Source organism: Flavobacterium sp. SP2, assembly GCF_057626655.1.
This window is the reverse complement of record NZ_JBVHBT010000004.1, coordinates 1-13,981: the sequence shown is the minus strand read 5'-3', so window position 1 is coordinate 13,981 and position 13,981 is coordinate 1. Positions and strand designations below refer to the sequence as shown.

The 13,981-nt window shown below is 35.6% G+C and carries 11 protein-coding genes and 1 tRNA gene; 7 read left to right on the top strand and 5 right to left on the bottom strand.

What is annotated here, in order from left to right:
* Positions 1–32 precede the first annotated feature (32 nt).
* Entirely contained in the window at positions 33–1,061 is a 1,029-nt protein-coding gene (locus ACZ098_RS09600; protein WP_487311543.1) for a M28 family metallopeptidase, read from the top strand.
* Positions 1,062–1,097: 36 nt separating this feature from the next.
* On the opposite strand, the gene ACZ098_RS09595 is transcribed toward ACZ098_RS09600, so the two are convergent.
* The 5 genes from ACZ098_RS09595 to ACZ098_RS09575 form a co-directional block, all read right to left on the bottom strand.
* Complete coding sequence (locus ACZ098_RS09595) at positions 1,098–1,565, bottom strand: hypothetical protein (protein ID WP_487311542.1); 468 nt, start codon at positions 1,563–1,565, stop codon at positions 1,098–1,100.
* A gap of 50 nt (positions 1,566–1,615) precedes the next feature.
* Positions 1,616–1,689 (bottom strand) — tRNA-His (locus ACZ098_RS09590).
* A 63-nt stretch (positions 1,690–1,752) separates the two neighbouring features.
* Positions 1,753–2,469, bottom strand: coding sequence for a bacillithiol biosynthesis deacetylase BshB1 (gene bshB1, locus ACZ098_RS09585; protein ID WP_487311541.1), 717 nt, complete (start codon positions 2,467–2,469; stop codon positions 1,753–1,755).
* 42 nt (positions 2,470–2,511) lie between these two features.
* Positions 2,512–3,573 carry a chorismate-binding protein gene (locus ACZ098_RS09580; protein WP_487311540.1) on the bottom strand — a complete coding sequence of 354 codons (1,062 nt, stop codon included), beginning with the start codon at positions 3,571–3,573 and terminating at the stop codon, positions 2,512–2,514.
* Positions 3,570–3,998: a hotdog fold thioesterase gene (locus ACZ098_RS09575; RefSeq protein WP_487311799.1), complete on the bottom strand. Its 429-nt coding sequence runs from the start codon at positions 3,996–3,998 to the stop codon at positions 3,570–3,572. Before ACZ098_RS09575 ends, ACZ098_RS09580 begins: the two co-directional genes overlap by 4 nt.
* 158 nt (positions 3,999–4,156) lie before the next feature.
* Between ACZ098_RS09575 and ACZ098_RS09570 the strand changes: the two genes are divergently transcribed.
* The 6 genes from ACZ098_RS09570 (at position 4,157) to ACZ098_RS09545 (ending at position 13,637) form a co-directional block, all read left to right on the top strand.
* Positions 4,157–5,692 carry a choice-of-anchor Q domain-containing protein gene (locus ACZ098_RS09570; RefSeq protein ID WP_487311539.1) on the top strand — a complete coding sequence of 512 codons (1,536 nt, stop codon included), beginning with the start codon at positions 4,157–4,159 and terminating at the stop codon, positions 5,690–5,692.
* A gap of 341 nt (positions 5,693–6,033) precedes the next feature.
* Positions 6,034–7,866: an endonuclease gene (locus tag ACZ098_RS09565; RefSeq protein ID WP_487311538.1), complete on the top strand. Its 1,833-nt coding sequence runs from the start codon at positions 6,034–6,036 to the stop codon at positions 7,864–7,866.
* 95 nt (positions 7,867–7,961) lie between these two features.
* Positions 7,962–11,642, top strand: a complete 3,681-nt coding sequence (gene purL / locus ACZ098_RS09560) for a phosphoribosylformylglycinamidine synthase (protein WP_487311537.1) — start codon at positions 7,962–7,964, stop codon at positions 11,640–11,642.
* 404 nt (positions 11,643–12,046) lie between these two features.
* On the top strand, positions 12,047–12,358 hold the full coding sequence (locus tag ACZ098_RS09555; RefSeq protein WP_487311536.1) for a hypothetical protein: 312 nt from the start codon (positions 12,047–12,049) through the stop codon (positions 12,356–12,358).
* Between the two features lie 140 nt (positions 12,359–12,498).
* Entirely contained in the window at positions 12,499–12,876 is a 378-nt protein-coding gene (locus ACZ098_RS09550) for a helix-turn-helix domain-containing protein (RefSeq protein ID WP_487311535.1), read from the top strand.
* Between the two features lie 272 nt (positions 12,877–13,148).
* Complete coding sequence (locus tag ACZ098_RS09545; RefSeq protein WP_487311534.1) at positions 13,149–13,637, top strand: hypothetical protein; 489 nt, start codon at positions 13,149–13,151, stop codon at positions 13,635–13,637.
* The last annotated feature ends 344 nt before the right edge of the window (positions 13,638–13,981 follow it).

Genomic DNA, 13,981 nt, shown 5'->3' with positions numbered 1-13,981 from the left:
AATTTCTAACATCAAAAAAATAAATTATTTATATGAAAAAAATCATTTCAACCGGATTGTTATCGTTAACCATTCTGGGATGTTCAAGTCAACAAAATGCTGTTAAAACTACTGCAATTGTAGACCAAACAAAGTACATCAACTCCATCACATCAGACGAGTTAAAAACGCACTTAACCATTGTTGCTTCAGACAAAATGGAAGGTAGAGAAACGGGTAGTGAAGGTCAAAAAATGGCAGGGAAATACCTGATTGAGCAATACAAAAAAAGCGGCGTAACATTTCCAAAAGGTGCAAAAGATTATTATCAAAGTGTTCCTGCGACCTATTTGAACAAACAACGCAACGAAGGATTAGGCGATTCTGAAAACATATGGGCTTTCATTGAAGGATCAGAAAAACCAGAAGAAATTGTGGTAATTTCTGCTCACTACGACCATGTGGGTGTAAAAAACGGAGAAGTTTATAATGGCGCCGACGACGATGGTAGTGGAACTGTTGCACTTCTAGAAATTGCTCAAGCATTTCAAAAAGCTAAAAAAGAAGGTCACGGTCCAAAACGCTCCATTCTAATTTTGCATGTAACTGGTGAAGAGCATGGTTTACACGGTTCAAGGTACTATTCTGAAAATCCATTGTTTCCCTTAGCAAATACGGTTGCCGATGTAAATATTGACATGATTGGTCGTCGCGACGAAGCACATGCGGATAACAATAACTATATTTATTTAATTGGTTCCGACTACTTATCTTCTGATTTGTATAACATTTGCGAAGCGGTTAATACCAAATATACTAAATTAAACTTGGATTATAAGTATAATGATAGAGCTGATAAAAATCGTTTTTATTACCGTTCTGACCACTATAATTTTGCTAAAAACGGAATCCCATCGGTATTTTTATTCAACGGAGTACATGCCGATTATCACAAAAAAACAGATGAAGTTGATAAAATAGAATTTGATGCTTTAACCAAAAGAACACAATTAGCTTTCACCATTGCTTGGGAAATTGCCAATCGCGAAAACAGATTGGTTGTAGACAAAGACGGTAAATAAATAAAAAAAGCGATTCTAAAATAGAATCGCTTTTTTTTATAAAAATTTTTCTTTGTACTCTTTTAATAATTTCTCTGAAAAAAACAATGACGAATACGAATCGTGCGCCTGAGGATTACTTTTTTCAAACTCAGCCAATTTATCGAGGTATAATTTTAATTGTTCTTTGGTCAGCAAGTTTCTGTAATCTTCTTCTTGTCTGATAAGTGTTTTTACAAATAAAGCGGTGTCGCGTTCGTCTTCAGAAACGACCATTTTTTTATAAATTGGATACAGCTCTTTGTATTGATTGATGAACAATTCTTTAAAAACAGGATTTTGTTCCTCAGTATAGTTTACTATAGAAAATGTAACTTTTCCTTTAGTTTGCCAAAAGACCGTTTCACCTTCTTCACCTCTATTGATGATACTTTGCAAAATGGCAACTTTCAATTTAATAGTCGTCTCTACTTGTGCTACAGCAAGTACCGGACAAAAAACGAGTAGTAATAATATTTTTCTCATGCTGTAAAAATAAAAAAAAGCTTTGATTTCTCAAAGCTTTTAAAAAATTGGGTGGATGACCGGGTTCGAACCGGCGACCCTCGGTACCACAAACCGATGCTCTAACCAGCTGAGCTACAACCACCGTGTTTATTTCGAGTGCAAATATAGCACTATTCTTGGCTTTTGCAAAATAAATTATAAAAATTTATATTAAATTTCCTAAACTATTGACGGCCAAATATCTTTCTGTAGTAAAACCTTCAGCATACTCTACTCCTACCAATCGTCCTAAATCTTGAGATCGATAATGAATACTTTCAAGAAAATTTTTTGTCGCAATTGGTGTTATCGGACCATTGTCATTCGGATTGTAAAATTGCGAACTGTACGCCAGAATCGCCTTGGTTTTAACAGCTACAAAATCTGAAATATCAACAACAAAATCGGGCTCAATATTTTTCCATTGTATGTAATGGTACACAACTTTGGGACGCCATGCTGCTTGATTTTCACCATCAAGTTGCGTTTCGATGCGAATTAATCCCGACAAGAAACAAGCATCAGAAACCAATTTACTTCCTTTTCCATGATCAATATGCCTATCGTCAATGGCGTTACAAAGCACAATTTCAGGTTGGTATTTTCGAATCATTTGAATAATTTTTAATTGATGGGCTTCATCATTTACAAAAAAACCATCACGCATATCCAAATTTTCTCTGACTGAAATACCTAAAATTTCAGAGGCTTTTGCCGATTCTGAATTTCTAATTTCCACCGAACCTCTGGTACCCAATTCGCCACGAGTCAAATCAATTATTCCAACTTTTTTTCCAAGAGAAATTTCTTTGGCTATAGTTCCGCTACAACCCAATTCAACATCGTCTGGATGCGCTCCGAAAGCTAATATATCTAATTTCATTTTTTGTTTTTAATAAATTTAATGCGAAATACTAATTCTAAATCACAGGACCTTTCGCATGGTTGTCGACTTATTTACGGTTTCTAAAAATTCTTTTTCAGGAATACTGTCTTTAGTAATGCCGCAACCTACATAAATTTCGACTGCATTTTGATTGATTTTCATGCAACGCAAATTTACGAATAAATCAGACTGATGCTGTGCATAGGTCGTAAAATCTTTTTGCCATTCGCCCAAAAATCCGGCATAAAACTCCCGATTGTACTTTTCATTTTCAAGTATAAATGCCTTAGCCGCATCTTTTGGAAAACCACAAACCGCTGGTGTGGGATGCAAAGCTGCAATGATGTTGTAACGCTCACTTTCAGAAGTAAGTAGTGCTTCAATATCGGTTTTTATATGCGCTAAATTACCTGCTTGAACTGTATTCGGTGAACTTTTAGAAACTTGTGAACTGTATTTATTCAAATTAGAAACAATATAATCAGTCACAATTTGTTGCTCTTCTACTTCTTTATTCGACCAAGTAATTTCGCTAGTTCCATTATGCAATTGTGTTCCAGCTAAAGAAACAGTACTTAACTTTTCATTATTTATTTTAACAAATTGTTCTGGCGTTGCACCCATCCAAAAACCTACTTTTGCATGATAAAAGCAATACTTGAAAGCGGAAGGATAATGAAAAAGTAGTTTTCTAAATGATATTTCAAAGTCAAAAGTAGGCGTCAAAATGGTTTCTTTTCGCGATAAAACCACTTTTTCAAATTGAGCATTTTGTATGGCTTCAACCGCGTTTGCAACCAAATTTTCGAAAGCAATTTTCGACTCCTCGTCAATTAGTATGTCGTTTTCATTTGAAACAAAATATTCGTGAGCATCATTTTTTTCAAAATAAATACTTGAAACGCGATCCGGAATTATATAGCGCTGTTCGTCATCAAATGAAACAAAAACAAAACCACTTTCTTCAGTTTGTCCAAGCAAATGCAAATCATCGTTTTCCTGAAACAATGCAATGGTCTTGTCAGAGTTGGGTTTGCAATAAATTACAAACGGCAATTGCGCCTTAAATTGATTTTTAGCTTTGTTGAAGATTTCGCTCATCGTCCTTTACTTGGTAAAATCATGTTGGTTAATTTGCAAAGCGAAATCAATTTGTCTTTTTCGTCTACAATTTTAATTTCCCATAGATGAATACTTCGTCCTTGATGAATAATTTTGGCTGTAGCAAAAACAACTCCTTCTTTTTTACTTCGCAAATGGTTCGCCGAAATTTCGATACCACGAACTTCTTGTTTTTCAGGATTGATAAACATAATCGAAGCCGCACTTCCAACACTTTCAGCAAGCGCAACTGTTGCACCACCATGAAGCAAACCCATAGGTTGATGCACTCTTGAATTAACAGGCATTTTGGCAACCAAAAAACCTTCACCGGCATCAATATATTCTATTTCTAAAGTTTCCATCAAGGTGTTTTTAGACCATTCTCGACAGATTTTCAATACTTTTTCTTTATCAAATGACATCGCAATTTTATTTTCTACAAAAATACTGAATTTTATAATCATTTAGAAGATTCATTTTTTTTACAGACGAAAACCAATCAAATTGCGTTAGTAATTACAAATTGATATTTTCAGATTTTCAAATTGTTTCATACATTTACCAAAATTAGATTTCAGCCATGCGCAAATTATTACTACTACTATTTATAGGACTTGCCATTTCAATAACTTCGTGTCGAAAAGATTTTGTTTTTGAACCCAGTACCGGCGGTTTAGAATTTTCTAAAGACACTGTATATTTAGATACCGTTTTTACCAATATCGGTTCAAGCACCTATCGTTTAAAAGTATACAACCGAAGCGATAAAGATATTTCGATTCCGAAAATTCAATTACAAAAAGGCATTGCGTCAAAATATCGAATGACTGTAGACGGAATGACTGGCGATGCTGGCGCTGAAAACAAAATTTTTAGTAATGTCGAATTGTTGGCAAAAGACAGTTTGTTCATTTTTATAGAAGTTACTGCCGATGTTGCCAGTGCCAATCCTGACGATTTTCTGTACACCGATAAAATTGATTTTTACAACGTTAACGGAACTCCGCAAGATGTAGATTTGGTAACTTTAATTCAAGATGCGTATTTTATTTATCCTAACAGAACACAGAATCCTGATGAAAGTTATACCTATGACGAATTGAACTTAGGATTAGACGAAAATGGAGATCCAATTACTATAAGAGGACGATTTTTAAGTCATGATCTAAATGATGATGAATTCATCTGGAACAATTCTAAACCCTATGTAGTTTATGGTTATGCAGCAGTTCCAAATGGAGAAACACTGCTTGTAGAAGCTGGCGCACGTGTACATTTTCATGCCGATTCTGGTTTAATAGTCGGAAATAATGCCTCGCTAAAAATTCAAGGTGAACAGTCGACAACCGAAGCTTTAGAAAACGAAGTAATTTTTGAAGGTGATCGATTGGAACCCGGATTTTCAGATACGCCAGGACAATGGGGAACCATTTGGCTAACAAGCGGCAGCATCGATCATGAAATTAATCACCTAACCATAAAAAATGCAGCAGTAGGTTTGTTAATTGAAAATAATGCTGGAACGCCAATGACAATTAAAAACACGCAGATATACAACTCTTCTAATATTGGAATCTATGCTAAAACCGCTACACTAGTAGGCGAAAATATTGTTGTAAATTATGGTGGTCAAGCCGCAGTAGCTTGCACACTTGGTGGTTCGTACGAATTCAAACACTGTACATTTAATAACAACTGGCCAAGTTCTAGACAAGTTGCATTATTAGTTGATAACTTCTTTTTAAATGAAAATAATGAACAAGTTACCTATCCGTTAACCAAAGCTGAATTTTCAAATTCCATAATTACTGGCTCAAATCAAGTTGAATTATTATTGAATAAAGCAGATTCTGGAGTTTGGACAACACCTGATTTTACAAAATGTTTGATTAAATACAATTCACCAATTGTACCTGGTTCAATTTATGAATTCTTGAATGTCGACACCAATATTCTTAAAAGCAAAAATCCAAAATTTGAAAGTATTACACAAAACAAGCTGAACATCTTAGAAGGTTCTGATGCAATTGACGTTGGAGCTGATATAGGAGTTCCACTTGACATTTTAGGAAATCAACGCATAAATCCTGATTTAGGAGCCTACGAGTTTCAATAAATCACGAATCAAAATAGTTAGTAAGCCTTTCAAAATTTAGTTTTTGAAAGGCTTTTTTTATTACTTGAAAACCATTTGTTAAACTTAATTTAATGCTAATTGCACATTTTAAAAACCACAAGCCCTTACTTTTACAGCCTTTTCGAAAATAGAAATAAGTAACAATTCATTGTTATTAACTTTTTTAAACCATCGATTAAAGACCTAAGTTATCTACTAAATTTACAAGTATTAAACCAAACCACATATGAAATCGCCATCAAAAACAAGTTTGCGCAAGCAAATCCTAACAAATAAAAAGCGATAACATAGATGACCACTAAAAAACAAAATTAACCTATATGAAAACAAAACTACTTTTAACAGCATTTTTAATGTCATTTTATGCATTTTCGCAAATTCCTACTGGATATTATGCTACAGCAACAGGAACAGGCTACACATTAAAGACACAACTTTACAACAAAATCAAAGGTCATTCCGATAAAGGATATGCGGGATTGTGGACAACTTATTCCACTTCCGATAGAGACAAACAATACGAAAACGACAATTCAATAATCGACATTTATTCAGAAAGACCTACATCTGCCGATCCTTACGTTTACACCTACGGAACAAGCCAATGCGGAACGTACAGCGTTGAAGGAAATTGCTACAACCGAGAACATATTATTCCGCAATCGGTTTTCAATTCTGCTTCGCCAATGGTTGCCGATGCTCATTTTATTCCACCAACCGATGGAAAAGTAAACGGAATGCGTTCCAATTACCCACACGGAAAAGTTGCAACAGCTTCGTGGACATCATTAAACGGATGCAAACTTGGAACAAGCGCAACAACAGGATATGTTGGAACCGTTTTTGAACCTATCGATGAATTCAAAGGCGATGTTGCCCGAATGTATTTCTACTTCGCCACACGATATGAAAATACAGTTGCTGGATATTCCTACGAAATGTTCAATGGAACGAGTAACCAAGTTTTTACCACTGCTTTTAGAGATGTACTACTTCAGTGGCACAATCAAGATCCAGTTAGTGCAAGAGAAATTGCCAGAAATAACGCCATTTACGCAAGACAATTAAACCGCAATCCGTACATTGATCATCCCGAATATGTGGGAATGATTTGGGGTGGAACAACGCCGGTTGCAGATACGCAAGCGCCAACTTCGCCAACAAGTTTGTCTGCTTCCAACATAACTTCTACTTCATTGCAAGTATCTTGGACTGCATCCACAGATAACATTGGAGTTACTTCGTATGATGTTTACATGAATGGAACTTTAAAAACTACAGTTTCAACAACAACTGCTTCAATTACAGGATTATCAGCTGGAACAACCTATTCTTTTTATGCCAAAGCAAAAGATGCAGCAGGAAATACTTCCGCAAATAGTACTACGATTAACGCCACAACAACGGCAACTTCGTTAGTTACCGATTTGTATTTTTCAGAATACATCGAAGGTTCTTCAAACAATAAAGTACTTGAAATTACCAACGCAACTGGAGCTTCAGTAGCACTTGCGACATACAGCGTAAAAAAACAAACCAATGGTGCTGGCGCCTGGAGTACAGGAATTACATTATCTGGAACTTTAGCCAATACTGGTAAGTTTGTTTTGGTAAACAGCAGTATTGCAACTGGTTGTTACGCAACCGCAAGTGCCAACATTTCATCGGCTGCGACCGAAATGACGTTCAATGGAAACGATGCCGTAGGATTATTCAAAAACGGAGTTTTAATTGACATTATCGGAACTTTAAATGGTGGAACAGCAAATTTCTCGGTAGACGAAACCATCAGAAGAAAAACCACAGTAGTTGTACCAAAAACAACATTCAATAAAACAACCGATTGGACCGTTTATGCCTTAGACACTTGCAACGGAATTGGAAATAAAACAGCAAATACGAGCAATTCTCCAAAACAAAATTTTGATTTTACAGTCTATCCAAATCCATCAAATGGAAATTTCAATTTAGATTTTGGTATTGAAAAATTGAATTATTCCATCGAAATATTCTCGTCAATTGGTCAAAAAATATTCGAAAAATCCAATGCAAACGAAACCACAATGGAACTTACAAATTTCAAATCTGGAATTTATTTAGTCAAAGTCACTAAAGACAACCAATCTGTAGTCAAAAGCATTGTAATTAGATAAAAAGTAAAGCGGCAATTTTGTCGCTTTTTTTAATCGATAATTTAATTTGAAATCATTAAATTTGCATTTCAATTACAACAACTAACAACAACACAATGATTCATTTTTTCGGAAACGAAAGTAACACAGTTTTTGCCGTACAAACGCAAAACGAACTTTCGGCAGAAACAATCTCAAAATTAAATTGGTTATTCAACAACGCACATAAAATAGAAAAATCCGTACTAACGGATTTTTTTGTTGGACCACGTGCCGCAATGATCACGCCTTGGAGTACGAATGCTGTAGAAATTACTCAAAATATGGGTATCGAAGGCATCATCAGAATTGAAGAATTTCAGAAAATTGCTGAAATTTTCGCCGATTTCGATCCAATGCTTTCGCAAAAATATGCGGAGTTAAACCAAGAAATTTTTACCATCAACATTCAACCTGAAGCTATTCTTGAAATTGATGATATTGCTAGTTACAACAAGCAAGAAGGTTTGGCATTGAGCGATGAAGAAGTAACTTATTTAGAAAATCTTTCAAAAAAAATAGATAGAAAACTAACCGATTCAGAAGTATTTGCTTTCTCGCAAGCCAATTCGGAACATTGCCGTCATAAAATTTTCAATGGTACTTTTATCGTCGATGGCGTTGAAAAAGAAACTTCTTTATTCAAATTGATTAAGAAAACATCGTCAGAAAATCCGAACGATATTGTATCGGCTTATAAAGATAATGTAGCTTTTGTAAAAGGTCCAAGAGTAACGCAGTTCGCTCCAAAAAGCGCTGACAAACCTGATTTTTACGAAGAAAAAGAGTTTGATTCGGTACTTTCCTTAAAAGCAGAAACCCATAATTTCCCAACAACTGTTGAACCATTTAATGGCGCAGCAACTGGTTCTGGTGGAGAAATTCGCGATCGATTGGCTGGAGGACAAGGTTCGTTACCTTTAGCTGGAACTGCCGTTTACATGACTTCGTATTCGAGATTGACCAACAATCGAAAATATGAAGAAGCCATGGCTGAACGTCCGTGGTTGTACCAAACACCAATGGATATTTTGATAAAAGCATCCAATGGAGCATCCGATTTTGGAAATAAATTTGGACAACCCTTAATTACAGGTTCGGTTTTAACGTTTGAACACGAAGAAGAACCCGAGGCACAGCCGAACGGAGCGAAGCTAAACAGAAAACTGGGTTACGATAAAGTAATCATGCAAGCTGGTGGAATTGGTTACGGAAAATTAGATCAAGCCCTAAAAAAGAAACCACAAGAAGGCGATAAAATTGTAATTCTTGGTGGAGAAAATTATAGAATCGGAATGGGTGGCGCAGCAGTTTCGTCTGCTGATACCGGAGCTTTTGGTTCTGGAATCGAGTTAAATGCCATTCAACGTTCGAATCCTGAAATGCAAAAACGTGCTGCCAATGCCATTCGTGGCTTGGTAGAAAGTGATCACAATCCGATTGTTTCAATTCACGATCATGGTGCTGGTGGACATTTAAATTGTCTTTCAGAATTAGTAGAAGAAACTGGCGGATTGATAGATTTAGATAAATTACCTGTTGGCGATCCAACGCTTTCTGCTAAAGAAATTATCGGAAACGAATCGCAAGAACGTATGGGATTGGTAATTGGTGAAAAAGACATCGATTTTCTTCAAAAAATTGCCGACAGAGAACGTTCACCAATGTATCAAGTAGGCGATGTTACCAACGACCATCGATTTACTTTTGAGTCGAAAACTACTGGATTAAAACCTATGGATTATGCTTTGGAAGACTTTTTTGGAAGTTCGCCAAAAACCATAATGAACGATAAAACTATTGTTAGAAATTATAGCGATGTAGACTATTCGCAAGATGAAATTCCAACTTATATAGAGCAATTGTTCCAACTTGAAGCTGTGGCTTGTAAAGATTGGCTAACCAACAAAGTCGATCGTTGCGTTGGCGGAAAAGTAGCCAAACAACAATGCGTTGGTCCATTGCAATTGCCATTGAATAACGTTGGCGTTATGGCGTTAGATTACAACGGAAAAGAAGGAATTGCGACTTCTATTGGCCATTCGCCGATTTCAGCTTTAGTTAATCCGGCAGCTGGAAGTAGAACTGCAATTGCTGAAGCATTATCCAATATCGTTTTTGCTCCTTTAAAAGACAATTTGAAAAGTGTGTCACTTTCTGCCAACTGGATGTGGGCATGTAAAAATGAAGGCGAAGATGCACGATTATATGAAGCAGTTCAAGCGTGTTCCGAATTTGCAATTGAATTGGGAATCAATATTCCAACCGGAAAAGATTCACTTTCGATGAAACAAAAATATCCAAATGATGAAGTAATTGCGCCTGGAACTGTAATTATTTCGGCAGCAGGAAATTGCGACAATATTACCAAAGTAGTGGAACCCGTTTTACAGAAAGACAAAGGTTCTATTTATTATATTAATTTGTCACAAGACGAATTTAAGTTGGGCGGAAGTTCGTTTGCACAAACGCAAAACAAAATTGGAAATGACGTTCCAACAATTAAAAATTCTGAATTCTTTAAAAACGCTTTCAACGCGGTTCAAGAATTAATTAAAGACAACCAAATTGTTGCAGGCCATGATATTGGAAGCGGTGGATTGATTACGACTTTATTGGAACTATGTTTTGCCGATGTGAATTTGGGAGCAAAAATATCCTTTGCTGCTTTCGCAGAAAAAGATTTGGTTAAAATTTTATTTTCAGAAAATATAGGATTGGTGCTTCAAGCAAGAGACGACGAAGCATTTGAAAAAGGTTTACACGGAATCGAGTATTTCAAAATAGGAAATGTTGTTGCAGGAGATTTTTTACACCTTTCGACTTTCGACTTTCGACTTTCGACTTTGAGAGAAAAATGGTTCGAAACCTCGTTCCTACTCGATCAAAAACAAACTAAAAACGGAAAATCGTTGGAGCGTTTTGAAAACTTTGCTAATCAACCTTTACAGTATAAATTTCCAACTCATTTTACAGGAAATTCTTCGTTCCTCAAAATGACAAATTCGGTTCGTCCGAAAGCAGCCATCATTCGTGAAAAAGGAAGTAATTCGGAGCGTGAAATGGCGAATGCCATGTACTTAGCAGGATTTGACGTGAAAGACGTTCACATGACCGACTTGATTTCGGGAAGAGAAACATTGGAAGACATTCAGTTTATTGGTGCCGTTGGTGGATTCTCCAATTCAGATGTTTTGGGTTCGGCTAAAGGTTGGGCTGGTGCATTCAAATACAACGAAAAAGCGAATAATGCCTTAAAGAATTTCTTTAAACGAGAAGACACTTTATCCGTTGGAATTTGTAATGGATGCCAGTTGTTTATGGAATTAGAATTGATCAATCCGGAGCATGAAATTCATGGAAAAATGCACCACAACGATTCACAAAAACACGAAAGTATATTTACCTCTGTTAAAGTGCAAGAAAACCATTCGGTGATGTTATCCACACTTGCTGGAACAACGTTGGGTGTTTGGGTTTCGCATGGTGAAGGAAAATTCAAATTACCTTACGACGAAAGTCAGTACAATATTGTAGCCAAATATGGTTATGAAGGTTATCCAGCCAATCCAAATGGTTCCGATTTTAACACCGCAATGCTCTGTGACACAACCGGAAGACATTTAGTGATGATGCCACACATTGAGCGTTCCACGTTTCCATGGAATTGGGCACACTATCCAAAAGATACTACTGATGAAGTTTCGCCTTGGATTGAAGCCTTTGTTAATGCTAGGTTGTGGATTGAGCAACACTAAATCGTTTTATAAAGTTATTAAAATCCCTAATTGTGTTACAGCAGTTAGGGATTTTTTTTATGCAGGAGGAACGTACCCTGGGTTTATGTGATTAATCACGGCGGAAATTAGAACGTACTTGTTATGAAGATAGACAAGTTTGCGTTTTATGGCTGTCTATGAACGAGAACTAGTTGAAAATAGTTAGCGGCACTGTTGTTATTAGTGCGTTGTGTATTGCGAGAAGACCTATTGTTTTCTAACTATTACAAGCTGGATTTATAGGCCTGTACTTTCACCATTGATGCTTTATCTAGGGAGATGCCATAGGGATGGTATGGTGATGCTATACAGTTGCCGCTATTGAACTATTGCTATTGGATGGTAAAAAATTGTAACTTGCATTTGAATTTAAAGTTGCTGTTATGTCTAGAGTAGTTTTGCCAGGTCCTTTTTATGCTGCCTTGAATGAGTTGGATGGGATTGTTGTTGAAGCGAATAACCGAAAGATCCGGTTGTTGCTTGCTGCTCTTGGTGTACCACTGAGTGCTGCTGATTTTGCAGTGATTTTGAAATGGGAACTGATCGTTATTACTGTTAGAGATAGGCAAATGGCGGTGCAGCTTAACAAATTAATGCCGTATGTGCCTAACTTAAAATTTGTAGTTGACGTTGAGCGCGACTTGTTTACTGTTTTACAAGGTACCAAGGGAAAACGAGTTTGGAAAGAACGATAATACTCTTGCCCTACTTCTTTCTCCCGAATTGCCACTATTTTTTCCTGAATTGACAACTTGGATGTTTATAAAAAAGTATATATTTGCTTTACTGGTATTTTACCAAAGGCGTAATTTAAAAAAAAGATTATTTTTGACGTATGGATACAACTAGCAAACCAAAACATATAGGACGCAATATTAGCCGTATACGCGAATTGCGCGGTATAAAACAGGAAGCTCTTGCGATAGCTATTGGCGTAAGCCAACAAACTATCTCTAACATAGAGGCAAGTGAAAATATTGAAGATGAAAAATTAGAACAAATTGCAAGAGAACTTGGAGTAACAACTGATGCTATTAAGAGTTTTTCTGAGGAAAATGTGATTAACTACTTTAATACGTTTAATGACCAAAGTAGTGGGTTCAATACTAATTGTACTTTCAACCCTTTAGACAAAGTTGTAGAACTTTACGAGCGACTTGTTCAAGCTGAAAAAGATAAGACGGCTTATTTGGAAAAATTATTGAATAAATAATTGAAATTGATTACTTTGTATTGAAAGCCTTTCTATGAAAGGCTTTTTTTGTTGGGTAACTTCGTAGTACAATTGAAATGCTTGCTTGAAGGATTTTTTTATATATTTGTGTTGTATACATTATCTGCCTTTATGGCTCAAAGCCACCCAGATTAGGGTAGATTGGAGCCATTTTATGGCTGCTATATACAAGTTAGTGGCTAGTTTCGGACGATAGCGTTGGAATCAACTCTATGAACAAATTGATTAAATTTGAACTAAAAAATAAATTAATGTTACAAATTCAAAAGGCAATACAAATTGAGTTGATTATGAAAAAGAAAAGGCATTCAATAAATTTAAAAAATGTATTTGTTCTATCATTCTTTTCTCTACTCTTAACTTTTGTTTTTAGTTGTAATCAAACCACTGAAAAAAATAAGTACAACGGAAAATGGATTTTACAAGAACAAAATTATAATGAAGACATCATTTTTAAGGATGGAAATTACACTAAAAAATATAGTAGTGATGATCTTAGAGTAAACTCAAGTGGAAAATTCTACCTTAATAGAAATGAAAATAGATTTGGAATTACAATATCACTAATTCCGGACAAAATAATCAGTGAGAATGATACTATTTTCCAAGAATGCGAAAACTTGGACGTTCTTGAAATTAATGATAGTAATCTGATAATTCAAAAATCAAATCAATGGGATAGGGATGTGAATGACAAATCCATCAGAGTAAATGAAATTCTAATTTATAAAAAACAGTAAAAATTGTCCCGCAGTGTTTAACTAAATAAAAAATAAAAACCAGCCACTAACAGCCGTTTGAAGCAATTGCTGGTTCGGGATTTATTTAGAAAGTTCGGTGATTGTTTTTTTTCTTTTATAAGACGTTTTTTCGTTCTAACTTTTCGTTATATTTGTTAACGTCTGTGCTTAGAAGCCGCAACTGGCTTCAAGCGGCGGAACGTTATGTGATATTCAAACCAACCTCTCGTCCTAAAATAGGTTGACTAAAAATTAAACACTTTTAGTATCCTATGGAAACACCAAAAAAACAACCCTGTCGAAAAAATGAGTATCAAAAAGTAAGCTTTGATCTCAAACTTTCC

Excerpts from the sequence above, each read along its gene's own strand:
- ACZ098_RS09600 (WP_487311543.1), top strand. The coding sequence starts at position 33 with ATGAAAAAAATCATTTCAACCGGATTGTTATCGTTAACCATTCTGGGA.
- ACZ098_RS09595 (WP_487311542.1), bottom strand. The coding sequence starts at position 1,565 with ATGAGAAAAATATTATTACTACTCGTTTTTTGTCCGGTACTTGCTGTA.
- bshB1 (WP_487311541.1), bottom strand. The coding sequence starts at position 2,469 with ATGAAATTAGATATATTAGCTTTCGGAGCGCATCCAGACGATGTTGAA.
- ACZ098_RS09580 (WP_487311540.1), bottom strand. The coding sequence starts at position 3,573 with ATGAGCGAAATCTTCAACAAAGCTAAAAATCAATTTAAGGCGCAATTG.
- ACZ098_RS09575 (WP_487311799.1), bottom strand. The coding sequence starts at position 3,998 with ATGTCATTTGATAAAGAAAAAGTATTGAAAATCTGTCGAGAATGGTCT.
- ACZ098_RS09570 (WP_487311539.1), top strand. The coding sequence starts at position 4,157 with ATGCGCAAATTATTACTACTACTATTTATAGGACTTGCCATTTCAATA.
- ACZ098_RS09565 (WP_487311538.1), top strand. The coding sequence starts at position 6,034 with ATGAAAACAAAACTACTTTTAACAGCATTTTTAATGTCATTTTATGCA.
- purL (WP_487311537.1), top strand. The coding sequence starts at position 7,962 with ATGATTCATTTTTTCGGAAACGAAAGTAACACAGTTTTTGCCGTACAA.
- ACZ098_RS09555 (WP_487311536.1), top strand. The coding sequence starts at position 12,047 with ATGTCTAGAGTAGTTTTGCCAGGTCCTTTTTATGCTGCCTTGAATGAG.
- ACZ098_RS09550 (WP_487311535.1), top strand. The coding sequence starts at position 12,499 with ATGGATACAACTAGCAAACCAAAACATATAGGACGCAATATTAGCCGT.
- ACZ098_RS09545 (WP_487311534.1), top strand. The coding sequence starts at position 13,149 with ATGTTACAAATTCAAAAGGCAATACAAATTGAGTTGATTATGAAAAAG.